Annotated in this window: 25 protein-coding genes; 14 read left to right on the top strand and 11 right to left on the bottom strand. The window is 46.8% G+C overall.

From position 1 onward, the window contains the following. Nucleotides 1-11 precede the first annotated feature (11 nt). The 8 genes from L0660_RS13185 to L0660_RS13220 all read right to left on the bottom strand — a co-directional run bounded on the left by L0660_RS13185 (nt 12) and on the right by L0660_RS13220 (nt 8,774). A complete protein-coding gene (locus L0660_RS13185; RefSeq protein ID WP_235159890.1) occupies nt 12-1,142 on the bottom strand; it encodes an imelysin family protein in 1,131 nt (376 codons plus the stop codon). 81 nt (nt 1,143-1,223) lie between these two features. Beyond that, a complete protein-coding gene (locus L0660_RS13190; protein WP_235159891.1) occupies nt 1,224-2,420 on the bottom strand; it encodes a DUF4856 domain-containing protein in 1,197 nt (398 codons plus the stop codon). Between the two features lie 239 nt (nt 2,421-2,659). After that, entirely contained in the window at nt 2,660-3,226 is a 567-nt protein-coding gene (gene msrB, locus L0660_RS13195; RefSeq protein ID WP_233796531.1) for a peptide-methionine (R)-S-oxide reductase MsrB, read from the bottom strand. Between the two features lie 98 nt (nt 3,227-3,324). Next, entirely contained in the window at nt 3,325-4,050 is a 726-nt protein-coding gene (gene bshB1, locus L0660_RS13200) for a bacillithiol biosynthesis deacetylase BshB1 (protein WP_235159892.1), read from the bottom strand. Between the two features lie 10 nt (nt 4,051-4,060). Further along, nucleotides 4,061-5,134: a M23 family metallopeptidase gene (locus tag L0660_RS13205; protein WP_235159893.1), complete on the bottom strand. Its 1,074-nt coding sequence runs from the start codon at nt 5,132-5,134 to the stop codon at nt 4,061-4,063. A gap of 85 nt (nt 5,135-5,219) precedes the next feature. Then, a complete protein-coding gene (gene trxB, locus L0660_RS13210; protein ID WP_233796528.1) occupies nt 5,220-6,179 on the bottom strand; it encodes a thioredoxin-disulfide reductase in 960 nt (319 codons plus the stop codon). A 115-nt stretch (nt 6,180-6,294) separates the two neighbouring features. Next, a complete protein-coding gene (locus tag L0660_RS13215; protein ID WP_235159894.1) occupies nt 6,295-8,238 on the bottom strand; it encodes an OmpA family protein in 1,944 nt (647 codons plus the stop codon). After that, a complete protein-coding gene (locus L0660_RS13220; RefSeq protein WP_235160078.1) occupies nt 8,193-8,774 on the bottom strand; it encodes a 7-carboxy-7-deazaguanine synthase QueE in 582 nt (193 codons plus the stop codon). The genes L0660_RS13215 and L0660_RS13220 overlap by 46 nt, the downstream gene beginning before the upstream one ends. A 169-nt stretch (nt 8,775-8,943) precedes the next feature. On the opposite strand from L0660_RS13220, the gene mnmE reads away from it, so the two are divergent. From mnmE to L0660_RS13235, 3 genes are read left to right on the top strand one after another with little or no spacing between them, the layout of a single operon-like run. After that, nucleotides 8,944-10,311, top strand: a complete 1,368-nt coding sequence (gene mnmE / locus L0660_RS13225; protein ID WP_235159895.1) for a tRNA uridine-5-carboxymethylaminomethyl(34) synthesis GTPase MnmE — start codon at nt 8,944-8,946, stop codon at nt 10,309-10,311. A 43-nt stretch (nt 10,312-10,354) separates the two neighbouring features. Then, nucleotides 10,355-10,777, top strand: a complete 423-nt coding sequence (locus L0660_RS13230; protein ID WP_233796525.1) for a nucleotidyltransferase substrate binding protein — start codon at nt 10,355-10,357, stop codon at nt 10,775-10,777. Then, the gene (locus L0660_RS13235; protein ID WP_235159896.1) at nt 10,777-11,094 is read left to right on the top strand and encodes a nucleotidyltransferase domain-containing protein; all 318 of its coding nucleotides are present in this window, start codon (nt 10,777-10,779) and stop codon (nt 11,092-11,094) included. The genes L0660_RS13230 and L0660_RS13235 overlap by 1 nt, the downstream gene beginning before the upstream one ends. A 24-nt stretch (nt 11,095-11,118) precedes the next feature. Here the strand turns inward: L0660_RS13235 and L0660_RS13240 are convergent, their stop codons facing one another. Further along, nucleotides 11,119-11,505 carry a ribonuclease inhibitor gene (locus L0660_RS13240; protein ID WP_235159897.1) on the bottom strand — a complete coding sequence of 129 codons (387 nt, stop codon included), beginning with the start codon at nt 11,503-11,505 and terminating at the stop codon, nt 11,119-11,121. 185 nt (nt 11,506-11,690) lie between these two features. Here L0660_RS13240 and L0660_RS13245 point away from each other — a divergent pair, with 185 nt between their 5' ends. From L0660_RS13245 to L0660_RS13260, 4 genes are all read left to right on the top strand, one after another. Next, nucleotides 11,691-12,065 (top strand): DMT family protein, encoded by a 375-nt coding sequence (locus L0660_RS13245; RefSeq protein WP_235159898.1) that lies wholly within the window; start codon nt 11,691-11,693, stop codon nt 12,063-12,065. Between the two features lie 117 nt (nt 12,066-12,182). Then, a complete protein-coding gene (locus L0660_RS13250) occupies nt 12,183-12,740 on the top strand; it encodes a TetR/AcrR family transcriptional regulator (RefSeq protein WP_235159899.1) in 558 nt (185 codons plus the stop codon). 96 nt (nt 12,741-12,836) lie between these two features. Then, nucleotides 12,837-13,019, top strand: coding sequence for a hypothetical protein (locus tag L0660_RS13255; RefSeq protein WP_235159900.1), 183 nt, complete (start codon nt 12,837-12,839; stop codon nt 13,017-13,019). A gap of 39 nt (nt 13,020-13,058) precedes the next feature. Then, nucleotides 13,059-13,709 carry a pyridoxamine 5'-phosphate oxidase family protein gene (locus tag L0660_RS13260; RefSeq protein WP_235159901.1) on the top strand — a complete coding sequence of 217 codons (651 nt, stop codon included), beginning with the start codon at nt 13,059-13,061 and terminating at the stop codon, nt 13,707-13,709. Nucleotides 13,710-14,060: 351 nt separating this feature from the next. Here L0660_RS13260 and L0660_RS13265 read toward each other — a convergent pair whose 3' ends face one another. Continuing rightward, nucleotides 14,061-14,489, bottom strand: coding sequence for a helix-turn-helix domain-containing protein (locus L0660_RS13265; RefSeq protein WP_233796515.1), 429 nt, complete (start codon nt 14,487-14,489; stop codon nt 14,061-14,063). A 92-nt stretch (nt 14,490-14,581) separates the two neighbouring features. On the opposite strand from L0660_RS13265, the gene L0660_RS13270 reads away from it, so the two are divergent. The 5 genes from L0660_RS13270 (at nt 14,582) to L0660_RS13290 (ending at nt 20,457) form a co-directional block, all read left to right on the top strand. Beyond that, nucleotides 14,582-15,325, top strand: a complete 744-nt coding sequence (locus tag L0660_RS13270) for an SDR family oxidoreductase (protein WP_235159902.1) — start codon at nt 14,582-14,584, stop codon at nt 15,323-15,325. Nucleotides 15,326-15,485: 160 nt separating this feature from the next. Continuing rightward, nucleotides 15,486-17,834 (top strand): TonB-dependent receptor, encoded by a 2,349-nt coding sequence (locus L0660_RS13275; RefSeq protein ID WP_235159903.1) that lies wholly within the window; start codon nt 15,486-15,488, stop codon nt 17,832-17,834. Nucleotides 17,835-17,839: 5 nt separating this feature from the next. Continuing rightward, nucleotides 17,840-19,009: a PepSY domain-containing protein gene (locus L0660_RS13280; RefSeq protein ID WP_235159904.1), complete on the top strand. Its 1,170-nt coding sequence runs from the start codon at nt 17,840-17,842 to the stop codon at nt 19,007-19,009. A 135-nt stretch (nt 19,010-19,144) separates the two neighbouring features. Continuing rightward, entirely contained in the window at nt 19,145-19,378 is a 234-nt protein-coding gene (locus L0660_RS13285) for a hypothetical protein (RefSeq protein ID WP_235159905.1), read from the top strand. Next, on the top strand, nt 19,375-20,457 hold the full coding sequence (locus L0660_RS13290) for an OmpA family protein (RefSeq protein WP_235159906.1): 1,083 nt from the start codon (nt 19,375-19,377) through the stop codon (nt 20,455-20,457). Before L0660_RS13285 ends, L0660_RS13290 begins: the two co-directional genes overlap by 4 nt. Before the next feature lie 55 nt (nt 20,458-20,512). On the opposite strand, the gene L0660_RS13295 is transcribed toward L0660_RS13290, so the two are convergent. Next, a complete protein-coding gene (locus L0660_RS13295; RefSeq protein WP_233796510.1) occupies nt 20,513-21,415 on the bottom strand; it encodes an AraC family transcriptional regulator in 903 nt (300 codons plus the stop codon). A gap of 265 nt (nt 21,416-21,680) precedes the next feature. Between L0660_RS13295 and L0660_RS13300 the strand changes: the two genes are divergently transcribed. Together L0660_RS13300 and L0660_RS13305 are read left to right on the top strand one after the other, a co-directional pair. Next, the gene (locus L0660_RS13300; RefSeq protein WP_235159907.1) at nt 21,681-22,481 is read left to right on the top strand and encodes an SDR family NAD(P)-dependent oxidoreductase; all 801 of its coding nucleotides are present in this window, start codon (nt 21,681-21,683) and stop codon (nt 22,479-22,481) included. Continuing rightward, nucleotides 22,471-23,703 carry an enolase C-terminal domain-like protein gene (locus tag L0660_RS13305; protein WP_235159908.1) on the top strand — a complete coding sequence of 411 codons (1,233 nt, stop codon included), beginning with the start codon at nt 22,471-22,473 and terminating at the stop codon, nt 23,701-23,703. Before L0660_RS13300 ends, L0660_RS13305 begins: the two co-directional genes overlap by 11 nt. Nucleotides 23,704-23,716: the final 13 nt, after the last annotated feature.

Here is a 23,716-nt window from a genome sequence, read left to right on the forward strand (position 1 = left end):
GAATGATGCGTTTAGTCGCCGTCGTTATCGGTGTAGGTGATGGTAATGCTCATTGCCGAGGTCATGTCCACTTTCAGCATACGAACTGCTTTTTGCATTTCGGTATAAGTGTCCTTCATTACCTGATTATTGGTTTTTACCTCTTCGTATAAGTTCGGTTTCAAAGCATTAAGCTTGGATTTGCTTGCATCAAATTGTGCATTAAGCAGCTCGGTAAGGGGTTTGCCTGTGCCGCTGTCTTTGGCACCCAATGCATCCAGATAAGTTTTCAGAGACGGCCCGGTTCCGTCCGCTTTTACACTTTTTCCATTGAAAAAATCGACATAAGCCTGGTGCGCTGTTTTGGCAAGTGCCAGAGAAATATCTTTTTTATAGAATGCTTCCACTTTTTCAGGCGCGGCAATGCCATTGAGCATGGCTCCCGAAGGAATTCCAAACTTCCCGGAACGAATATAACGCTCGTAATGAAGTACATAACCATTAACCAGCAAGGAAGTTGAAGAGCCAATATCGAGTCCTGTTTTAGTAACGAATGTTTCTTTATACGCACCTTTCCATTCACTGGTAACTTTATCGAGAATGCTGTCCATGCGATCGGTAACGCGCTTGATGTAAGCAAGTTTGGCGGCGGCACCGGGCGCTGTTGTGTATTGGGCAACAATGGCCGCGTCGGTTGCACCTATGCCGTTGATCAGATAATCAAGCGCAGGAAATCCCTGGCGGGGGTAGGAGTCCGGTGTTTCCAGGCTGGCAGCCGGATTGGCGATGTTTGCGCCGATGCCTTGTTCGCTGGCAGGGTAAATGTTGAAGAAATTGCGGATCGTATGCTTTTCTCCCGGTCCGAAATCAAAGAGCTCGACCTTTTGCCATTCTGTGTAGGCGTCGGCCCATGCTGCGCGGAAATCTGTAAGCGTGGCGGCGTCCGGTTTGGCGATGAATGCATTGGACTTGGTTACCATGGCATCAAACTTGCCCTGGAAATTGTCGTATGAAGGGATGATAATGTTGTCGGCAAGATGCGTAAGCATGGCTTTGCGGTCCTTCCCATCCTCAACTGGTTCCGGCTCGGTTTTTTCCTTTGAATCGGAACAGCCCAGGAAGAACACGGTCAGCAAAATGGGCAGATATTTTTTCATTGTCATGAGTAGTCAGGTTTTAAACAACAAATGGTGGATCGACAGCAAAGCCGTCAATCCACCCTGAAACAGGTCAAGACCTGAATTTTATAACTTGAACTTTGCCGTTATCGCATCCGAAGCAGCATTGATCTTGTCGTTGGTAAGGTCCCAGAATCCATTCGGAGAGCCCATCAAGCCTAGCAACAACGCGTCAGAAAAAGCAGCGTCCGCACCATTGATCTTACAGTAACGAAGGGAGTAAATGAAACCAAGTCCTTCGCCGATGGCATGTGCACGGGCAGCGTCCGTTGTTCCGCTTTTCCATTTACCCAGGTAACCCAGTGCAGCAGAAGCGATCGCTTTTTCCATTTCCGTTCTGATAAATGTTGCCTGCGTTTTCACCTCGGCGTTATCCATGTTCACGATCGCCACACGTCCTTTCACAAACGCAGGATGGATTTTAGCATAACTTGCTTTATTGTATTCCCAAATATATGAACCGATAAAAGACTCGTTGGAAGTCCTCGCAGCATCCGTAGCGCCTGCCAGGTATACCGGGTTCAAAGTAAGCAGTCCATATGCCTCGTCCCAGTTGTGTTCCAAAGCCGTATATTTTTTACCCGAAACCAATGAAATATTGTCTACCTCCAAACCTCTGTCCAACAGCACATTACCAATGTAATCCATTTGCAAAGCACCGATCAGGCCTTTTTGAATGATTTGTCCGTGCTCAATTCCTTTTGAATCAACAAGATATGTTCCAAGTTTACCTGCAACACCTTTCGCCGCAGGCACCTTTACCGATTTGCTTGCTGCTTCCAGGGCGGCAAAACTGGTTTCCAGGTGCGCACGCGCAGCATCTGCTTCTGCGGCAGTTTTTGAAGAAGCTGTAACATCGCGCAACTGCACACCCGAAGCATTCAGGTCCGCGCCTTTAACATTAATGGTTGATGTGCTGATATCCGTGAACGGGTTACCTGTATTCGCATACATATTTTTCATCACAGCCGCAGTTACCTGTGTGCTGTCCCGCACTGCCGAGCCCAGGTAATAATTTAGCGCCTGGAACATCTTGAAACGTGCATTCCCGGACGTCAGATCAACAGTAGTATCGCCTTTGGTGTCAATAAAAAGGCTTTTGTAAGGTGTTGTAGGGGTGATTTTTGCGTAATCGATCTTGGTGCGAAGCTCCGGGCCCGGGCTTGGATCGATAGGCCTTTCTTCATCGTCTGAACAGGAGGATAACCCCGCGACCAGCATGGACGCAAACAATACATTGCGTAAGTTGAAATGTTGTAGCATTCTTTTCAAATAGTTGTTTTGTCAGGAAATGTGAGAGGTTGCTTATTTAGACTAATCATAAGCGGGGGCAAACATATGCATTATTTAGAATCAGAACAAATTACTTAAAGGAGATTATAGATTAAGTCTGCTATGGACTAACAAAAAAAAACACTTACCGCTGACTTCAAGTTCGTTAGCCTGAAATCCTGGTAAGTGTCTTAATCAAATTTTAATGTCCGTAGCGAGTCAGTGCTAACTCAACTTCCGCTTTCTGCTTTCTTTTTGCTGTTGAATTTCTTCTCGGCGGTTTTGGCTTTTTCAAAATCCAGCACCACGCCGTTGATACAATAACGAAGTCCGGTAGGAGGCGGGCCATCCTCGAAAACGTGTCCCAAATGCGATTTGCATTTGCCGCACATTACCTCCGTGCGACGCATGCCGTGGGAGTTGTCTGCCGCTTCCAAAATGGAGGTTTTGCTGATCGGTTCAAAGAAGCTCGGCCAGCCGCATCCGCTTTCGTATTTGGCATTACTTTTAAAAAGTGCATTGCCACAAACGGCGCAATAGAATGTGCCTACCTCTTTGGAATGTTCGTATTCACTGGTAAATGGTCGCTCGGTTCCTTTCAGGCGCGCTACTTCGTAAACTTCCGGCGAAAGGACCTTTTTCCACTCTTCGTTGCTTTTATTAACCGCAACGGAATCCTTCCTGGAATATGCGGGTGTTTTTTTCTGCTCTTTCTGTGCCGGGGAAGATTGTCCGTAACAGCTTTGCAGCATTAATGCGAACATGCCTGCAAGCAGGAATGCGATTGGCTTCTTCATGCTGTTTATCATTTTGATGTTTTCTTAATATACGATATGCCGGCGCAAATAGTTGGACGCGGGACTATTTTAACTAACAATATCGGGCAAGAAAAGATTTAAATAAACGCCGACAGATCCCGCACGCCAAGCTTTCTGGAAGTCGTAAACCCTTCTCCGAAAGTCACACCGATCGCGTGGCCCATTTCCCGGGCGCGGGCGATTACAAATTCGAGGAAATCAGGGGAGGAAATGTAGCTCTGCGGCTCGTCGCTGTTGTAGGAAGGCACGAAAAACTGGCTTTCGAATGCACGGATCGCTTCTACTTTTTTGTCATGGACATGGGTTATGTCAACGATAAAATCGGGCGTAATGTAGCGGTCCTGTACGGTGTGGAAAACCTGCCTGGGCCGCCATGCTTCCTGCTCATTGCCTTGTTCATCAAACGTCTTCACCATCCGCAAACCAGAGTAAAAGCAACTGTCCGACACGAGCTGTCCGGCACGGCCGTGATCCGGATGCCTGTCGGTAATTGCATTGGTAATAACGATATCGGGCTGATATTTACGGATGTATGGAATGATCGCTTTCTGATGTGCTTCGTTATTAGCAAAAAATCCATCGGCTAAACCTACATTATCACGTACAGCAATGTTCATGATAGCCGCCGCATTTTTAGCTTCCTGAATCCTGCCTTCGGGCGTCCCGCGCGTGCCGAGCTCGCCGCGTGTGAGGTCTACAATCCCGACTTTTTTTCCCAATGCAATCTGCGACAGCAATGTTCCGGCACAACAAAGTTCGACATCGTCAGGGTGAGCTGTGATGGCAAGGATATCTAGTTTCATAATATGGATTTTATTTGATGCGAAGTTTCTGCCCGATTCTCAAAGTAGAGCGGGTAGAAATGCGGTTTTTTCTGGCAACGGATGAAATGCTGACACCATACCGACCTGCTATGGAAGACAATGTCTCACCCGAGCGCACTTTATGCAAAATAGAGCGGGTGTAGGCTACGGGAGCATCGCCCGATGCAAACTCGCTTTTGTTCGATTTACCCCTTAAATGGCTCCATACATTGCTGGTTAGCAAGAAATGGTCAGACTTGATGGCTTTGTTTTCCCAGTCAAAAATATTTCTCGGGTCGAATGGATTCCCTTCGTAGCGGTTTTCATAATGTAAATGGGATCCCGTACTGCGGCCGGTATTTCCTCCCAAGCCGATCACTTCGCCAGCTTTTACGATTTGCCCCGATTCAACAAGTTGTTTGGATAAATGCCCGTAAAGTGTTTCGAGACCGTTATAATGTCTTACAACAACAAAACGACCGTATCCGCTGCCGTCGAAGGCAACAATGCGGACCATTCCGTCATAGGTCGAGCGCACTGTATCGCCCGTTTCCAGGTCCAGATCGCTCCCATTATGCCATCTTCCCCAGCGGTAGCCGAAATTGGAAGTAGGCTTGGTGTCGATCATGGGTGTGGCCCACATTCTGTTTACTGCGGGATCGTATAATGTAATGTCAACGGGTTCGTCGAATTCCAGCGGGCTGAGTCCGTAGGGGTTAATGGTGCGTGCATCCCAGATTACGTAATATTCAGCAGATTTTACCCATTCATCTGCAACCAGCAGGGAATCAACAACTTCTACGACTTCGGTTTCGCCTTCGTCCAGGGTGGTTGTGTCCTCGCTTACGACGGGGTTGAGCGGTTTTACCGGCTCGAACTGGCTTTGGAATCTGAGATTGGAGGTTTCTACCTGGTATTCGTCTTCGGGCTGCGGTGTGCTTATCCTTGTAGGTCCTTCGTTGGCATTGTTTCCGGACTGATTGATTTTGGGATTTCTTTTGAATTTTCCTCGCTCTTGCGCTTGCGTGTTCCAGGAGATCAAACACACGGTCATTAGCAAACTTACAATAAGCTTTACTTTCATAGGTATAAAAAAATCAGATCAGACTACATTGCTTGCTAAAACATGACAATGTAGCCTGATTCAAATTAGGGGTTGGGCAAATTATTTATGCTGTTTCCTCAATGATGGTTTCTACTTCAAGTTCCATTAGAAATCTCTCGGCGTCCAACGCGGCCATACATCCGGTTCCGGCAGCAGTGATGGCTTGTCTGTAAACATTATCCTGCGCATCACCACAAGCGAATACACCTTTAATGTTGGTGCAAGCACTTCCTTTTATAGTCTGAATGTAGCCGGTTTCGTCCATGTTCAGATATCCTTTGAAAATATCCGTATTAGGCTTATGTCCGATCGCTACAAAGAAACCGGTTGCCTGCAATAGTTGCTCCTCGCCCGTTTTATTATTTTTTACCAAAACAGATTCAAGTCCTTCTTCTCCGTTCAGCTTTACCGTTTCCGTATTCCAGAGAATTTCAATGTTCGGCAACATTTCTACGCGTTTCTGCATGATCTTGGAAGCACGCATTTCATCGCGACGAACGAGCAGGTACACTTTACGGGCCAATTTGGCAAGGTAACTTGCTTCCTCAGCCGCTGTATCACCAGCGCCCACGACTACCACATCCTGTCCTCGGAAAAAGAAACCATCACAAACCGCACAGGCAGAAACGCCGCGGCCGTTCAGGCGCTCTTCGTCAGGAAGCCCCAGCCATTTGGCAGAAGCACCGGTTGAAACAATCACTGAATCGGCTTCGATCTCGTGCTTGTTGTCAATAGTCACTTTGAGCGGATGTGTTGTAAAATCAACCGCCGTAGCCAATCCGTAACGGATATCTGTTCCGAAGCGTTTGGCTTGTTTTTCGAAATTGACCATCATTTCAGGACCGGTAATCCCATCCGGATAGCCCGGATAGTTATCAACTTCCGTGGTAATGGTCAGCTGGCCGCCTGGTTGCGCGCCTTGGTAAAGTACAGGATTCAACCCTGCTCTGGATGCATATATAGCGGCTGTATATCCGGCAGGACCGGAGCCAATGATTAAGCAGGATACTTTCTCGGGTGTCATATTATATGGATACTAAATGTTAACGACGAATGTTTACGAACTAAGTTGTACTCGTCTATTACAACATTGGCAGATCGACAAAAGTGCAAAATTTCGATTCTTTATGCAAATTCAATTAGAGGATCCTCCACTCGATTCTGCGGTTCTTCTGGCGGTTTTCCTGGGAGTCATTTGCAGCAACAGGCTGCGTCTCCCCATAACCTTTGAATGTGATCCGGTCGGCAACAATCCCCGACTGTTGCAGATATTGCTGCACGGATTGCGCCCTTCGCCTTGATAATTCCATATTTTCCGTGTCGGAACCTACATCATCGGTATGACCGGAAATTTCAATTTTTACAGTTTTGTTTTTATTCAAAAAGTCAACCATTTTCCCAAGCTCGACTTTCGATTTTTCATCGAGGCTGTATTCACCTGTTTTGAAAAATATATTATTGAGCACTTCTGCCCGGTCTTTTTCGATGGCCTCCAAAGGAATGTCCAGGTCAACAAAGGATGTGGAATCATTCACTGTAAATGACAGGCTTTTAAAAAGATAACCTTGTTTGGATACATAAAAAGCATATTCACCTCCGCTGTTGAGCACGGCCAGGAAAGAACCCGTTTTGCCATCCGACGAGAATTCGCCGACTTTTTGTTGTGTTTTCAGATCAAAAAGGTCGATAGCAGAAGCCAGCGGCGTGTTTGTCTTTTTATCAAACACTTTTCCCTTCGCATAGCGTGTAGGCACGATCATATCCTTCACCTCTTGGGGCAAATTGAATGTATAAAGCAGCGAGCGGCCTTTTCCTTCCGAACCGTCGTCTGTATAATAAGCTTTCTGCCCGTCCGAAGCGATAAAAAGTCCCACCTGGTCGGCTATGGTGTTAATAGGATAACCAATGTTCCTGGATTGCGACCATACAGTGTCCGTGCGCTGTGAGATAAAGATGTCAAAACCGCCCATGCCAGGAAAGCCGTTTGAGGCATAAAAAAGCGTTCTGCCGTTGGCGTGAATGAATGGTGCATTTTCTTCATCGGGCGTATTAATGTGTGACCCCAGGTTTTTTGGCGCCGCCCATTTGCCTTTATCATCAAGTTTGGTAACCCAGATATCGCGCTTGCCCTGTCCGCCCTTACGGTCCGAAGCAAAGTACAACAAGTGGCCGTCGGCCGATAAAGATGGCTGCGATTCCCAGTCGCGTGTATTGATTTCCTGACCCAGATTTAGCGGCGCACTCCAATCCTTGCCTTCTTTGCGTGAAATGTATAGATCGCAGCTTCCATAACCATCCGGCCGGTTGCAGGCCGTGAAAACCAATGTTCGTCCGTCCGCCGACACAGTGCAAGTGCCTTCGTTATTGGTTGTGTTAATGGACTTGGAAATTTCCTCCGGCACGTCCCACTTACCATTGATACGATGCGTGGTGTAAATGTTTTCGTCACGGTTCTCGGTCAGGCCGGTGAAAATCAACGTTTCATCATCCGCCGTCATAACAGGGAAGTACTGCGTGTTCAGGAAGTTGACCGTGTCGCCCAGGGACTGTTTCTGAATGCTTAAAGGATTTTTGATTGCCTCCCGGGCAAATTTGGAAGATGCTATTGATTTTTCCGCAAGCCGGGCGAGGCTCGATTTTGCGGGAAACAATGGCAATGCTCTCTCGTAGTAGACCTGCGCCGAATCGTAATGCTGCGCTTCAAAATGATGGCGTCCAAACCATTGCAGCGCTGCCGCCGTCTGCGGCGCCGTTGGTCTTAGCTGAATGGCTTTTGCGTAGTATTTTTTGGTGAGATCCGGGTTGCGTTGCAGCTCGTAGATCTGCGCAAGCCTCAGGTTCGTGTCGTAACTGTTGGGTTCCTGTTCCAGGACTTTCTCAAAAAGCGCAATGGCATCGGGCAGCTTTCTTGCCTGCCAGGCTTGCTGCGCTTTTTCATAGGTTTCCCGGGCTTTCCGGGACAATGTTGCATCCTGTGCATGCGTGTAATTTGAAATAAACAGACAGGAAAAAAGCAAAAATATGGCGGCGCGGTGCATTAGGGAATGTTCATATACTTGTGGGTTTGTAACGACATTTTCCATTTGGGATTGTCTTTGATATATTCAATTATCAAAGGCAGCATCACCTCATGCTTACTCCATTCGGGCTGTAAGAGCAGCGTGCATTCGCCGGAGACGAGTGCAGCATGCGACTCTGCAAATTCAAAATCACTTTTGTTGTAAATGATCGCTTTGAGCTCGTTGGCGTTTTTATAGATGTCCGGGTGTGGTGTTTTAAATTTTTTGGGAGAAAAACACACCCAATCCCAATGTCCTGTGAACGGATATACGCCGGATGTTTCAATGTTGGTTTTAAAACCTGCGTCTTGCAGCTGGCCCGTCAGCTCGTCGAGGTTATACATTAAAGGTTCGCCGCCCGTTATCACAGCCAGACGGCCGGGATACTGCAGCGCGCCGTCGACAATGTTGTTAATGTTATATTTCGGATGCAGGTCCGCATTCCATGATTCTTTCACGTCGCACCAGTGACAGCCCACTTCGCAGCCGCCTAAGCGGATAAAGTAAGCAGCCCGACCGCTATGCTGGCCTTCACCCTGCAAGGTGTAAAAGGCCTCCATAACCGGAAGCTGGTGGGTAACGATGGGCAATGTTTCAGTCAGCACAATTCAAAAAAGGGAGATGTTCAAAAAAATGTAACAACCAATCCGGTCGAAAAATGCCCAAAGGTACGAAATTCAAAGTGCTAATAGTCTATCAAACCAGATCAATTAGTCGCATATTTGCACTATGAATGCAATGCCAATCCACCAGCAAGAAGTTATTTGTGCGCTCGCAACTCCCTCAGGCGTAGGCGCTATTGCCGTGATCCGCGTCTCCGGGCTTCGGTCCATTTCCATGGTAAAATCCATTTTTAAGGGAAAAAACCTGGAAGAAGCCGAAACCCACACCGTACATTTCGGAACAATCCAGGCAGCCGGGGAAATTATCGACGAAGTCCTCGTAACGGTTTTTAAAACGCCCAGATCTTTTACCAAAGAAGATTCGATAGAGATTTCCTGTCACGGCTCTGACTACATTATCAGGCAAATATTGAAACTCCTCATTTCAAAAGGAGCAAGGATCGCCAAGCCCGGCGAGTTCACACAACGGGCATTTTTAAATGGCCAATTTGACCTAGTCCAAGCAGAAGCCGTAGCCGATCTCATCGCCGCCGATTCGCAAGCCAGCCACAAAACTGCGCTGAACCAGCTAAGGGGAGGGTTTTCCAAAAAACTTGCCTCATTACGAACCGAACTCATCCACTTCGCATCCTTAATCGAACTCGAACTGGATTTTGGTGAAGAAGATGTAGAATTCGCCGAACGCGAAGATTTACGCAGATTGATCAATGCATTATTAGCGGCCATCGGCCCGCTGATCGAGTCGTTCGATTTAGGTAATGCGTTAAAAGAAGGCGTCCCGGTGGCCATTATCGGCTCGCCCAACGTCGGCAAATCCACCTTATTGAATGCGCTGCTAAACGAAGAAAAAGCCATCGTTACCAGCATTGCCGGCACCACCCGCGACGTGATCGAAGACACCATCGTCCTCGAAGGCCTGAAATTCCGTTTTATTGACACCGCCGGCATCCGGGAAACGACCGACCTTGTGGAATCCATCGGCATTGAACGCTCGAAAGCGGCGATGGAAAAGGCAGATATCGTCATTTTCCTTTTCGACAGTTTGGAAACCTTGCAGGAAAGCCAGCAACTCAGGGCATTACTGCCAGATGGCAAGCAAGTTTTGTATGTTTTGAACAAGATTGATATTGGAGAAATAGCGGCTGAAAGTTTAGGCGCGCTGCAAGAGAATGTCATTTCAATTTCTGCAAAATCACAAACCGGATTATCTCAGCTAACCAATAAATTGGTTTCAATGGTTTACGGCCAATCAGCCAGCGATACTGTGGTAACGAATTTGCGTCACTACGAGCATTTGGTGAAAACACATGATGCTTTGAATGATGTTTTGAATGGGTTGGAAACGGGGGTTACCGGGGATTTTCTGGCGCAGGATATTCGGTTGTCGCTGTTTCATTTGGGGGAGATTACTGGGACTATTGTTACGGATGACTTATTAGAAAACATCTTTTCCCGCTTCTGTATCGGCAAGTAGGTAGGCTAAATAAAGTAAGCAATCTTCTATCAAACAACAAGATATGGACGAGCAGGATATTCGTTGGAAACAGCGGTTTGAAAATTATAAAAAAGCACTTGCGAAATTAGGTGAAGCTGTTCATCTGGATACGCAACGTGCGTTAAGTGAACTTGAAAGGCAAGGCGTTATACAGGCGTTTGAATTTACGCATGAATTGGCCTGGAAGGTGATGCAGGATTTTTTTATTTATCAGGGCAACTCGGAGATAAAAGGTTCGAGGGATGCAACACGCCAGGCATTTAGTGTTGATCTGATCATGGACGGCGATAACTGGATGGAAATGATCAAGAATAGAAATCTTACCAGCCATACTTATAACGAAGAAATATCCGAACAGATTTATAAAAACATTGTCCGTGATTTTTATCCTCTGTTCTTAGCATTTCAAGAAAAAATGGAATCTATAATAGCCAAAAAAGAATAATGTACGGCCTGTCAGAAAAAACAATTATCGCAGTTCAAAATGTTTTTCGAAAGTATCCGAACGTAGAAAAAGCAATCCTCTACGGATCGCGCGTAAAAGGAAACTTCCGCAACGGCTCCGACATTGATTTAGTGCTAGTAGGAGACAAACTCACTTTGTCAGATCAATTCAGAATTGAAACAGAACTGGATGATTTACTGCTTCCTTACATGATAGATTTGGCACTTTACCATCAAATTGAAAATGAGGATCTTGTTGGTCACATTGATCGAATGGGGATGGTTTTTTTTGAAAATGTGACCGTCAAGGGAGCTTGAATTTAATTCCGCTGGTTCGGTGAATCAGCCCGGTACAACAATGACCGCCGGATGGCTCGCAAACACATCCATGACCAGATCAAAATATGTCTTTCCTTCCGAGGTTTCCAGCGCTTTTAATTTTTCTGAAAACAGCGCTTTGTTGAAAGGTGAGCCGGGGCGTAGTTTTTCCAGGTAATACCGCCTGGTTTCTTCATAGCCCAACGAAAGCCGACTAATTTCCATATCCAGCCAGATGAGCTCTAATGCTGTGGCGCCCTTGGCAGCTCCAAATCCTCCGTATAGAAGATCATCCAGGGCATCCAGGCTTTCTGCAATTTGCCATTCTTCGTCAGCCATAAAAAGCCGGTTGATCTCCGTATAAAAGGACGCAATCCCCTGAATCGAGCTGCCCTGAATTGTTAATTGCATTTTTATCCGTTATTGATATGGTAAGGCGAACATTGCAAATTTGTAGCATAGGGCGCAGTTTACAATGTGCCTTGATTGTATTTTGTTATGAGAACGATAAGCATTACCGAATCAACAATATCTGGTTCAATAATTTGTTAACAAAACCGGCAGCAAGGACGCTGCTGGTCTTTTCCACTTTACAAATGAGCAAATACATTTCAACAATCGGACTTTTGGTTCTTTCTAATGTCTTCATGACACTGGCCTGGTATGGGCACCTCAAATTCTTCAATAAGGACGGTGGTCATAGCTCCACACCATTGTGGACGATCATACTTCTGAGCTGGGGCCTTGCATTTTTTGAATATTGCTTTCAGGTTCCGGCGAATCGCATAGGCTCTTCCGAAACCGGAGGCCCGTTTACATTGGTGCAGCTGAAAATTATCCAGGAGGTGATTACCCTGATTGTTTTTATGATATTCTCGGTAACGTTTTTTAAAAATACGCAATTCACCTACAACCACCTGATCGGCTTCGCATTACTGGTGGGAGCGGTCTATTTTATTTTCAAGGCGTGAGAGGTTTCCATCGCATGGCTAATCAGCAGCGTTAGAGAGGTTAAGCCACGCAGGAAAATTCTCCAACATTGAAACTTATTTTCTTTACCGATCGTTCGGTATAATAAAGAGTAGGCAATGGCACATTCAAAAGTTAAGGCTGATATTGTTGTTGAAAAGCTGATGCAAGTATTCCGGTCCATAGGCTATGATGGGGCGAGTTTGACCGAGTTGGCTTCTGCAACGGGGCTGAAAAAAGCAAGCTTATACCATCGGTTTCCGGACGGCAAGGTGGGTATGGCGAATGCTGTGCTTGACTATGGGTCCGAGTGGACGGATGAACATATATTCAGCGTCCTGCACGCATCCGAACCAGCCACAGAACGCCTGAATGCTGTGCTGGATGCTATTTCACGACTTTATGATGGTGGTCAGTCGGCGTGCATTCTCCGGGCAATGTCACAGGGAACCGCCGTGGATATTTTTAAGGATCGGGTGGCTGGTATGATGCAGCAGTGGATAGATGCATTTGCGCACCTTGCGTCAGACCTGGGCCATGACTCCAATGCTGCCGAAAAGCTAGGCAAGTCTGCCCTCATTAAAATTCAGGGTTCGCTCATTGTAGCTCAGACTTTACAGCAACCAGCGTATTTCCAGGAAGCACTTAATGACATTCGAAGAGATTTTATCAGATAGCGTTAGGGTCGACAAGTTAGACTGCCATTTGATAACCCTTCCATCGGTAATATTGTCAGCAGTTTTGAAATAAAATTACTTTAAACTTTTACTACAATGGAAACAACAGATGTCATTGAATATACCCCGTTCGTGAATGAAGAATGTGGCGATACGATGTGGAATGAAGAAAATTTGAACCCACCAAAAAGCGGCGCTAAAAAGGATGTTTCTGTGGGAAATATAAAAACAGAAAACAAGGATATTCAGCATCCCTCTGAGGATAAATCCGTTAACTGACTATGGTAGGATTGGGGTTACATTAAAAACACATCAGATATGGCAAGGAACTATGCATCAGTGGCTTTCACTCCGGAAGTGAAGGCACTGCAGGAACGCTACGGAAGCCGTCAGGCTTATGCGCACATGGAACAAAAGGCGACAGGGACCCGGCTTTCCGACAGCGAGAGCAACTTTATTCATGAAAGGGACAGTTTCTACATAGCGAGCATTGGCGAAAATGGGTTTCCTTACATCCAGCACCGTGGAGGCACGAAAGGATTTCTTCAAACAATCGATCCGCAAACACTTGCGTATGCCGACTTACGTGGCAACAGGCAGTTCATTACAGTAGGCAATGCTGCCACTAATCCCAAAGTTTCCCTGATATTAATGGATTACGCGCGGCGGGCGCGATTGAAGGTATATGCCGAAGTCGAAATTGTAGATATTAACGACCGCCCCGATCTGGCCGACCTGGTCATTTCGGAAGGCTATGAAAACATTGCCGAGCGGATTGTGCTGCTGCATATCATAGCCTTTGATTGGAACTGTCCAAAGTATATTACTCCCCGTTATGCTATGGAAGAAATTAATCAGATGGTAGCGCCGATGCAGGAACGTATAAAGGAACTGGAATCGGAAGTCCTGCGGTTAAAGAAGCAAAATGAGCTATTTACTGCAAAGAATATTCCCGACACCCAAAATTGACTATCAAAATAAAAACCTAAATTGGCTGGATCCCAAACCAAACCTGAATGGGTTAGGGGAACCAAAAAACGAGTTTCCGGATATGGGTTTGTCTCCGCGAAATCTTTGGGAATTCTATGCAAGCGAAACCCTCTCAAAATGATCCACGACCTGGCGCTTTATCATTCGGATGTTCCGTTTGATAAGACTAAAAGTCTGCTCTTTTTGACATGAAAGTACTTTGGGAAGGGCTTGAAAAAATGGGTAAGAGCGCCTAGGAATGCGGGAACTGTTGGTGACAGTCCTTTTTTGTTGCTTCGTCGATATTACAACACCTTTTTCAGCATCAACGAACACTTTCCCCAAGCCCCTCTAATCCAACTCATACAATCGCCGCTCGCTTCTTAATTTTTCTTGCAGCTCTGCGATGGCTTGCTTTTTACTTTGCTTGATCCGGTCGAGTAATGGTTTTGGGCCGCCGTCGGGGTTGTGACGGGATCCCCAGGCGAGGAATTCTACCATGATCGGCACGAGCTCGATTCCTTTGTCGGTGATCAGGTAAAGGAATTTGGACGCGTTTTTGGGTGAGGTTACTTTGGAAACTATTCCTTCTTCCAATAGCAGGTTCAACTTTTCGGTAAGTACAGCCGAAGATATTTTCTCAGCCGATGCCCGGAATTCCAGGAAAGAATTTTTGCCGTTGAACATGATGTCCCTCAGGATTAAGAGCATCCATTTATCACCAAAGATTTCCACCGAATAATTGATGGGGCAGCTTGATCTTCTCTCTGTGCTTTTCATAATATTATCATCAAAAGTAGTTTGTTTTTGAAACTGCTTTTATCTAAATTTGCAGTTCGTAAAACAGACTACAAATTTAGCAAAATTTAATTATGGACTTCACAAGTAAAAACGTCATTATCACTGGCGGAACAACAGGAATCGGACTGGCAACAGCAAAAGCATTCATCAGCGCAGGTGCAAACGTGTGGATCACGGGAAGAAGTGCCGGTAATCTGCAAAAAGCCAGCGCAGAAATACAGAGCCCAAAACTGACCACTGTTGTAGCGGATACATCGAATCTCGACGGCATTTCGGTTTTGGAACGAACATTCGCGGAGACGGGCGGCAAGCTGGATGTCCTCTTCCTGAATGCGGGAATCGGAACATTCGAGCCGATTGCAGAGGTTAGCGAAGCGAATTTTGATGCACAGTTCAACACGAATGTGAAAGGGCATTTCTTCACATTACAAAAATTACTTCCCCATCTGACGGACGGAGCGTCGGTATTGTTCACATCTTCGTCGGCAGCATCTGCTGCAAACATTGGAAGCAGCGTGTATGCTGCCACCAAGGGGGCGCTAAACAAAATTGCCCAAACCGCGGCTAATGAACTGGCAGGGAGGAAAATACGCGTAAATATCGTTAGTCCTGGACCTATTGCAACCCCGGGGCTAACCAGCGTTGTGCCGGAAGAAGCACAGGGCTTTTTGGCTGGTGCTACCGCATTGCAAAGGCTCGGCACGCCTGATGAGATCGCCCGCACAGTGCTTTTTCTGGCATCTGATGCAGCAAGTTTCATTACCGGAACGGAAATCAACGTGGATGGCGGTTATCATAGCTATGCATTGAAATAAGTTGGCTATATCTTTCATTATGAGTTAAAAAAGCGGCTATCAGCCGCTTTTTTAAGTTCCTGATAACTTCCTCACCATTCAGTGATTCAAAGACAAACGCCAGTTTTATTTTTAATTAGTATAAATAATTTTACTTTTGCGGAAATTAAACGTTCGCTTGATGAAAGTAAGATTACACTCCATACTATTCTTTTTCGCCTCTGTTTGTTCCTTCCAGCTCGCTTATGCCCAATCTGATTCGGGAGTGATCCGGGGGACCGTGATGGATAATAATAACCAGCCTATCCCGTTCGCTTCTGTCGTTGTGAAAGGGACTAACAAAGGCACCACTGCAAATGGTGACGGAAGTTACCGGCTTGGAAATTTGCCCAAAGGAAACGTTTCGATCAGAGCCTCTTTTATCGGATATACGATTCAGGATAAAGATATTACACTTGATCCGGGCTCGGACCAAAGCCTCGATTTTGAGCTAAAAGAAAGTTCTTCCCTGCTTGATGAAGTCATTGTATCCGCAGGACGCAGGGTGGAGTCGCTGGCAGAAACGCCGTCATCTGTAACGGTTGTGAACGCAAAGGAGATCGGAGCACTTTCTACCATAAGCCCCAACATTGCCAACATTCTGGCATTTTCGGTTCCGGGTTTAGGAGCTTCTACCAATCAGACTGGTAACTCGGGACAAACATTGCGCGGTCGTAACCTGCTGGTGCTTATCGATGGCATACCGCAATCAACTCCTCTCAGGGCCGGAGGAAGGGATATCCGCTCCATTGACCCTTCGGTGATTGAGCGGGTAGAAGTGATTAAAGGCGCCACGGCAATTTACGGAAACGGTGCTGATGGCGGGCTGATGAACTACATTACGAAAACCCCAAAAACAGACCGGAAAATTGGCGGATACAGCCAGTTGAGCCTTACCGGAAACACCCGCGGAGACAGCACGCTGGGATTCCGCGCTTCACAGCAATTGTACGGACGGGTGGCCAAGTTCGATTACGTCGTAAGCGGAATGTACGAAAAAACCGGCGTTTACCGGGATCCGAAAGGGTTAGTGATATCTCCTGATTATGGACTCGGCGAAACCAAAATATACAATGCATTTGCGAAGGTTGGTTACAATTTTAATGCTTCCCAGCGCATTGAGGCGATGTACAATTATTACAGCTCCAATCAGCATTCGGCTTATGTTGCCAAAGCCGGTGTTTACAGAGAGTCTCCCGCGATCGGCGTATGGGGAACGCGGAAAGGAATTGACGAGGGAACCCGCTACAACCACAATGCCAATATTCAGTATACTAACAAAAATATTATTGGCCGGACTTCTCTGACTGCCAATGTGTATTTGCAGGATTTCTGGACGGTTTATTCCAATTCAGAATCATTTTTTGGCAGCGGACAATCTGCCATCATTTCCACGAAAAAAGGTTTCAGGCTTAACCTGAACACGCCTTTCACCGTTTCGTCCAAACTGTCGGGAGACGTCACTTATGGTGTGGATATATTGAATGATAAAACTGAGCAAAATCTGGTTGACGGCCGCTCCTGGGTGCCGCGCATTAATATGAACAACCTGGCACCCTACGCCCAGCTCACGACGCAATGGTTTGATTACCTGAACCTGAAAACGGGCTTGCGTGCTGAAAATATCAAAATGGACATTGCCGATTACGCCACGCTGGCCACAGGTCCCAATGGTGCCGGAAGCATTAATGTAACAGGTGGAAAGCTGGATTATAATGCGTTTGTATTCAATGCAGGGCTTCGGTATTCAAAGTATAAGCGCTTCAACCCATTCGTCAGCTATTCACAATCGTTCTCGATTTTTGATCTGGGCAGAATATTAAGGGCTGCGAACGAAAATACGGTGGCTGGTTTGCAAACCGAGCCGATCATTGTAAACAATTATGAAGTCGGTTTCAGCAGTGCATTGGGGCCATTGAATGTGTCGGCTGCCTATTATTACAGCACATCGAAACTGGGTTCCAATTTACTGCTGGTAGATGGTAAATACGTAGCGGAGCGGTTGCCAGAGCGTGTTTGGGGTTACGAATTCCAGGTGGATTATCAGGTGACCAACAACTTTGTTCTGGGAGGCAACTACGCCTTCGTGGAGGGCAAAGGGGATAAGGACGGTGACGGCAATTTCAACGGCCCGACTGATAAATATCTGAACTCGAACCGCATTACACCCGTGAAAATTGCGACTTACGCCAGGTACAACAAAGCCCGTTTCAATGCAGATCTGAACTGGTTGTATGTAGGTAAGAGGGACCGCTTTGCTCCCAACGAAAAAGGCGTTTATCCAATAGGCGAGGGGCCTATCGAGTCTTATAATACATTTAATTTGTCTTTGGGATATAAAATTACGGAAAGCCTGAAAGCTGATTTGGGTATTGAAAACTTGCTTAATACTGTTTATTACCCGGCTATCGCCCAGTTTTACGGGACAGCCATTGACTACCGGCGAGGAAACGGACGCAGATTTAACCTTACAGTAGGATACCGGTTTTAGCGAATATGAAATTTAAGAAAGTGGTCAGCTTTTTACACCTTTGGCTCGGACTTGTGTCCGGGCTTTTTGTGTTTTTGATTGCTGTCAGCGGCTGCCTCTATGTTTTTGCCGACGAGCTCAAACCCATCGTTTACCGTGAGCGTCTTTTTGTTACCCCGGAAAATAAAGAAAAGCTCCCTTTGACCCAACTGCTGAGCATTGCCCAAAATACGCTCGGGAAGGACAAAATCATCACGCGGATCGAAATGGCCAACGCGCCCGACCGGTCGGTAACATTCCGTTCACAAAAGAATAACCCCGAAGGATTGACGCACTGGGACTATTTTGAATATTATTACCGGGTATATATCAATCCTTATTCAGGGAAAGTCATTTATGTGGAAGACTCAAGAAACGAATTTTTTCAGCTCGTACTGGCATTGCACATGCGAATGCTATTTGGTGAAAAAGTAGGGCATTACGTGGTCGGATATTCGGTGTTGAGCTTTGTAATTATATTGATTTCCGGCTTTATTCTCTGGTTTCCCAAGAAATGGACAGTCAAAAGCATCAAGAACCATTTCACTGTTAAATGGAGCGCAAAATGGAAAAGACTAAATTACGACCTGCACCAGATCCTTGGACTTTATGCATTCATTATTCTGTTACTAACGTCCCTGACAGGCCTCGTCTGGGCATTTGACTGGATGCAGGATTCTGTGCGTTTTGTAGCGAATGGCGGAAAAAATATAGAAAAACCCGCCCTTCTGGTTTCAGATACATTGCAGCCGCAAGCCGTTTCCGGGTTGGATAAGGCATTCACAGTGACCGCCGCTGGCTACCCGGATGCATATGCTTATCTGGTATTATTACCTGCCAAAGCCACTTCCACGATTAATACACTGGTCTATAAAAAAGACTGGAATCGCTTCGACCGCCTGCTGATCGTATATGACCGTTATTCGGGCAGAATGCTTTCCAACACCTCCTTTCAGGATCTGAATAACGGCGACAAGGCCTATCAGCTAAATTTCGACTTGCACACCGGCGCATATATGGGTTTATTTGGTAAAATCCTCTCATTCCTCGCCGCCCTGGCCTGCTCCACATTGCCCGTCACCGGCTTTTACATCTGGTGGAACAAAAAGAAAAAGAAGAAGTCACCACCGCAAGTACAATTGGCGGATCGGCCGTAGCGGAGCAAACACCTGAAAACCCACCCGCTTTTTTCTCTCCCTACGCTTAAAATGCCTCACTCCATCATGTGTCCTTTCAAGTGCATGATGTAACTTTGATGCTACTCTGTAATGCTTATCCTTTTTGATTATCAAATGAAACAAATTCTTATCATCGTTCTGCTTTGCTTTTCTTGCCTGACTTGCCCTGCTCAACTTTTAGACCGTATCAAAAACAGAGTGGAGCAAAAGGCTGTCGACCAGATTGACCAGTCGATTGATAAGGCTTTGCAAAAAAAGAAAAATAAGGATAATACCACTGCTCCGGACACTGCAGCTTCACCTGCCTCAGTGCCAGCCAGCCAGCGGACGCGGCATCACCGGCTGTGAAAGCAGATGCGTCCCGGCCTGCTGCCGCTGCCGAACAAGCAAGTCAGGATATCACAGCCTATTCCCGCTTTGATTTTGTGCCCGGCGATAAGATCATTATGTATGAAGATTTTACCCAGGATGCAGTAGGGGACTTTCCTGCGAACTGGAATACACGGTCGGGCGCGGACCTGGTCAACATTGCAGGCCGTGAGGGCAAATGGCTTCGACTGAACCAGGACGGGGTTTTTTATCCTGAAAACCTCACCAGCAATTTGCCCGATAACTTCACGCTGCAATTGGACCTGATCGCAAACAAGGACGTCGCCAATATCGGTGAATTCATGATCAGCCTGATGCAGACCAGCGACACGGATCAAAAGTTTGCATGGGGCGAGTCAAATCAAGTCTCGGCGCCCAGTTTTAAGATTATTTTTCAACCCAATTCCTCTGAAAAAGGCAGCCTTGACTATTCAACGAATCTGATCGGCAATCAGCATAAGTATGGTGTGCCCGAATTCAATACGGCGAAAAATGCAACTAAGGTTTCTATTTGGAGGCAAAAGCAGCGCATCCGCGTTTACCTGGACAGTACAAAGGTGTTGGACCTGCCGCGAGCCCTCAACGCTGCTGAGCCATTGAATTCATTGGTTTTTGCGGCAGATAATCCTGATTTCAACCAAAAAGGCGGCGCATTTTTCCTGGGAAATATTCAGTTGGCTGTCGGTGCTGCTGATACGCGTAACAAATTGCTGAGTGAAGGTAAATTCGTCACCCGCGGCATCCGCTTTGCTGTGAATAGCGACCAAGTTCTTCCGCAATCTTACGGCAGTCTGAAAGAAATTGCGCAGGTTTTACAGGAAAACGCCTCGCTCCGTGTCCGCATTATAGGCCACACGGATTCGGATGGCGATGAAAACACCAATGAGAGCCTTTCCAAAAAACGAGCAGATGCTGTTAAAGAGGCGCTCGTCAAAAATTTCAGTATCGATGTTTCAAGACTGGAAACCGATGGAAAAGGAAAAGCCCAGCCTGTCGACTCCAACGACACAGCTGTCGGGAAGGCCAACAATCGTCGGGTTGAGTTTATAATGCTGTAAATCTTGTTTGGCAACTCGCAAACTGGGTGGGTCTGGTTGCTGGCGCAGCTGCGCATCAGCCTACTTTCCGGGCGGTCAGCCTGTATTGCTCGGGGCTTTGGCCCATGTTTTTTTTGAACACCCTTGAAAAATAGAAGGGGTCGTCGTAGCCCAGGTGCAAAGCAATTTCTTTGATCTTTGCTTCATTGGCATAGATCAGCTGACAAGCTTTCTGCATTTTCAAATGAATAAAATAATCCACCGGCGCCATGCCTGTGCCCTTACGAAAGAGCATTGAAAAATGAGAGCAGGAGAGCTGGTGCTTGTTTGCCATATCTTCTACCGACAGTTTCTTATCCAGATGCAGGCGCATATGGGTAATTGTGTCCGTGATCATGTCCGCCTTTTCGGTATGCTCGGCAGCGAGGTGTTTTTCGGGAAAAAGGAACATGGCCATAAAATATTGCAGGCACATGGTGGCATTGGCCAGGTTTTCCAGGCTGTAACCCATTTCCAGACTCTGATAGATCCGGTGCCAGGTGTCGGGCACTTTTTCATTGAAGATCAGGTTAACAGGTCCTTTTTGAGGCAGGATCTGTAAGGTTTCGTTAAAATGATCAATGGCGCTGCCGGTAAAATGTATCCAGTAAATCGTCCACGGGTCCTCGTGGTCGGCCCAGTAACGTATATATTGATCAGTCGCCGGCAGCATAATGTATTGATTGGCCGTGACCTCAAATTTCTTATCGGCGATCACATAATGTCCCTTTCCCTGAACGCAGTAGATCAGGATATTATCCTCGCAGCCTTTGCGCCGCTCCCGGTAATGAAAGAGGGCTTTGGGAAAATAGCCGATATGCGTAATGTACAGGTGAAAAAGGGCTGGGTTCTTGTGGACCACATCGCGCAGAATTCCCGGTGGCAGGCTGATCAGCTTTTCCCCGTCAAATCCATCCCGCCTTCTGAAACTGCTGCTCATAACTTCTGTTGATTTGTAATCGTATTTTCCATTATACATGAAGACAAAGTGCGATAATAGACAATTTTATATCATTATTAAAAACAAAGCGGGATTGGATTGTAATTAACGATGGATAACAAAACTGCTTGATCATAGCATTGTCCATGAAAATAAACGGATGCTCTATATGTAACACCTGAATGCTCAACTACTTTTGGCACATCAAACGGCGACCTAAATGCGCTGCAAATTTTTGATCCTATGCATTTACATTCTATAAATTATGTTGCTATTAGCCGATAAAGTCGTTTTTTTAACGGGAGGAACCGAAGGGATAGGGTTTGAATGTGCCAAAGCATACCAGCAGGCAGGCGCCCGCTTATGCATCATCAGCAACGATTCCGAAAGCATTCACCGTGCAAAAACGCAGTTGGAAAGCATTGCAACCGTGTTTTTCCTGGCAGATGTTGCCAATGCTGCACAGGTGCAGAAAGCCATCGCGCACTGCCTTGCAGTGTTTGGTAAAATAGATGTTATTCACAATAATGCAGGCATTTCGAGTCCTTCCAAAGCATTGCATGAGACAACTGAGCAGGAGTGGAAAAAGCTGTTTGAGGTGAATGTAGGCGGCATTCATCATACCACATTACATGGCATCGAAGCCCTGAAAAAATCCGGTGGGAGCATCCTGAATACGGGGAGTCTCGTGGGAGAGATAGGGCAGGAGATCCATGCGGCATACACGGCTACAAAGGGCGCGGTAAATGCGCTTACAAAGTCCATGGCGCTGGACTATGCACCTTTCGGTATCCGCGTTAATGCTGTTGCGCCTGCGGGTGTCATCACGCCACTTTTGCGGAGTTGGAGCCAGCAGCAGCACGATCCTGATTTGGCAGAGGAGTATCTCAACAACATTCACGCGCTGGGCTATTGTCCTGAGGGCGACGTGATTGCAGACGCCTGCCTGTTCCTGATCTCAGATATGGCCAGGTTTATCACAGGTTGCATTCTGCCCGTAAGCGGCGGTGCCGAACTGGGTTATAAGAAGCTTTCCAGCAAACAGAACCATTTTCATGATCTATAAAATAGCAGTAAAAGACGCCCGTTACCCGCTCGACGGCAGCGCAGGAAGCGACGCCATTCACCGCGATCCTATTTATTCCTATGCCGTTACCGAGCTTGTCGACGACAGCGGCGTTACAGGGACTGGCTTTGCATTCACATTAGGTGAAGGCAACCAGCTTGTTTGCCAGGCCGCGCAGTATTATGCCCAGAAGCTGGTTGGGAAGGGCATTGAAGAAATAATGGCCGGTTTCGGCGTTTTATTCAGGCAATTGTCTGATGATCAGCAGTTTCGATGGCTTGGGCCACATAAAGGCGTCGTGCACCTGGCGCTGGCTTCTGTTACCAATGCTTGTTACGATCTTTGGGCAAAAAGACGCGGTGTGCCGCTATGGAAACTGCTCACCAGTCTTTCGCCCGAAGCCATCGTAAACACGCTGGACTTTTCGTATCTGGAAGACGAGCTCACCAGGGAGCAGGCAATCAGCCTTTTAACAATGGAGCAGGCAAGTAAAGCAGACCGGGAAAGCATTCTGAAAACAGGATATCCCGGTTACGACACTTCGATTGGCTGGTTCAACTATTCCGATGAAAAGGTGCGTGAAAACTGCAAAAAGGCCTTAGCCGATGGTTTCACAGCCATGAAGCTGAAAGTAGGATCCGCCGATCCCGCGCGCGACATCCGGCGCGCCCACATTGTACGTGAAGTTGCCGGAGATCATGTGAAAGTAATGCTGGACGCCAACCAGCAATGGAACCTGCCCGACGCGATCGCGATTTGCAAGGACCTGGCAACAATGAACCCTTACTGGATCGAGGAACCCACGCACCCTGACGACATTCTGGCGCACCGGACGCTGGCGAAGGAAATTGCGCCTGTGAAGCTTGCTCTGGGCGAGCACGTTCCTAATAAGGTGATTTTTAAAAACTATCTGCAAGCGCAAGCAGCCGCATTTGTCCAGGTGGATGCCGTGCGCGTCGGCGGTGTCAGCGAGTTCCTGACGATCAGTTTGTTGTGTAAAAAATTTGGCATTCCTGTCGTGCCGCATGTGGGTGATATGGGGCAGCTGCACCAGCATTTGGTGTTGTATAATCACATTGCAATGGGACATGAAGCATTATTTTTGGAGCATATTCCGCATTTGCAAAAACACTTTGTGCATCCCGCCCGCATCCAAAACGGAGTTTATGAAACACCGCAGGAACCGGGCAGCAGCTGCGACCTGATCGCTTTGCGTCACTAGTCCATTTATTTCC

It is taken from the genome of Dyadobacter sp. CY351 (genome assembly GCF_021502625.1).
In the GTDB taxonomy this organism is placed as follows: Bacteria; Bacteroidota; Bacteroidia; order Cytophagales; family Spirosomataceae; genus Dyadobacter; species Dyadobacter chenhuakuii.

Excerpts from the sequence above, each read along its gene's own strand:
- L0660_RS13185 (WP_235159890.1), bottom strand. The coding sequence starts at position 1,142 with ATGACAATGAAAAAATATCTGCCCATTTTGCTGACCGTGTTCTTCCTG.
- L0660_RS13190 (WP_235159891.1), bottom strand. The coding sequence starts at position 2,420 with ATGCTACAACATTTCAACTTACGCAATGTATTGTTTGCGTCCATGCTG.
- msrB (WP_233796531.1), bottom strand. The coding sequence starts at position 3,226 with ATGAAGAAGCCAATCGCATTCCTGCTTGCAGGCATGTTCGCATTAATG.
- bshB1 (WP_235159892.1), bottom strand. The coding sequence starts at position 4,050 with ATGAAACTAGATATCCTTGCCATCACAGCTCACCCTGACGATGTCGAA.
- L0660_RS13205 (WP_235159893.1), bottom strand. The coding sequence starts at position 5,134 with ATGAAAGTAAAGCTTATTGTAAGTTTGCTAATGACCGTGTGTTTGATC.
- trxB (WP_233796528.1), bottom strand. The coding sequence starts at position 6,179 with ATGACACCCGAGAAAGTATCCTGCTTAATCATTGGCTCCGGTCCTGCC.
- L0660_RS13215 (WP_235159894.1), bottom strand. The coding sequence starts at position 8,238 with ATGGAAAATGTCGTTACAAACCCACAAGTATATGAACATTCCCTAATG.
- L0660_RS13220 (WP_235160078.1), bottom strand. The coding sequence starts at position 8,774 with ATGGAGGCCTTTTACACCTTGCAGGGTGAAGGCCAGCATAGCGGTCGG.
- mnmE (WP_235159895.1), top strand. The coding sequence starts at position 8,944 with ATGAATGCAATGCCAATCCACCAGCAAGAAGTTATTTGTGCGCTCGCA.
- L0660_RS13230 (WP_233796525.1), top strand. The coding sequence starts at position 10,355 with ATGGACGAGCAGGATATTCGTTGGAAACAGCGGTTTGAAAATTATAAA.
- L0660_RS13235 (WP_235159896.1), top strand. The coding sequence starts at position 10,777 with ATGTACGGCCTGTCAGAAAAAACAATTATCGCAGTTCAAAATGTTTTT.
- L0660_RS13240 (WP_235159897.1), bottom strand. The coding sequence starts at position 11,505 with ATGCAATTAACAATTCAGGGCAGCTCGATTCAGGGGATTGCGTCCTTT.
- L0660_RS13245 (WP_235159898.1), top strand. The coding sequence starts at position 11,691 with ATGAGCAAATACATTTCAACAATCGGACTTTTGGTTCTTTCTAATGTC.
- L0660_RS13250 (WP_235159899.1), top strand. The coding sequence starts at position 12,183 with ATGGCACATTCAAAAGTTAAGGCTGATATTGTTGTTGAAAAGCTGATG.
- L0660_RS13255 (WP_235159900.1), top strand. The coding sequence starts at position 12,837 with ATGGAAACAACAGATGTCATTGAATATACCCCGTTCGTGAATGAAGAA.
- L0660_RS13260 (WP_235159901.1), top strand. The coding sequence starts at position 13,059 with ATGGCAAGGAACTATGCATCAGTGGCTTTCACTCCGGAAGTGAAGGCA.
- L0660_RS13265 (WP_233796515.1), bottom strand. The coding sequence starts at position 14,489 with ATGAAAAGCACAGAGAGAAGATCAAGCTGCCCCATCAATTATTCGGTG.
- L0660_RS13270 (WP_235159902.1), top strand. The coding sequence starts at position 14,582 with ATGGACTTCACAAGTAAAAACGTCATTATCACTGGCGGAACAACAGGA.
- L0660_RS13275 (WP_235159903.1), top strand. The coding sequence starts at position 15,486 with ATGAAAGTAAGATTACACTCCATACTATTCTTTTTCGCCTCTGTTTGT.
- L0660_RS13280 (WP_235159904.1), top strand. The coding sequence starts at position 17,840 with ATGAAATTTAAGAAAGTGGTCAGCTTTTTACACCTTTGGCTCGGACTT.
- L0660_RS13285 (WP_235159905.1), top strand. The coding sequence starts at position 19,145 with ATGAAACAAATTCTTATCATCGTTCTGCTTTGCTTTTCTTGCCTGACT.
- L0660_RS13295 (WP_233796510.1), bottom strand. The coding sequence starts at position 21,415 with ATGAGCAGCAGTTTCAGAAGGCGGGATGGATTTGACGGGGAAAAGCTG.
- L0660_RS13300 (WP_235159907.1), top strand. The coding sequence starts at position 21,681 with ATGTTGCTATTAGCCGATAAAGTCGTTTTTTTAACGGGAGGAACCGAA.
- L0660_RS13305 (WP_235159908.1), top strand. The coding sequence starts at position 22,471 with ATGATCTATAAAATAGCAGTAAAAGACGCCCGTTACCCGCTCGACGGC.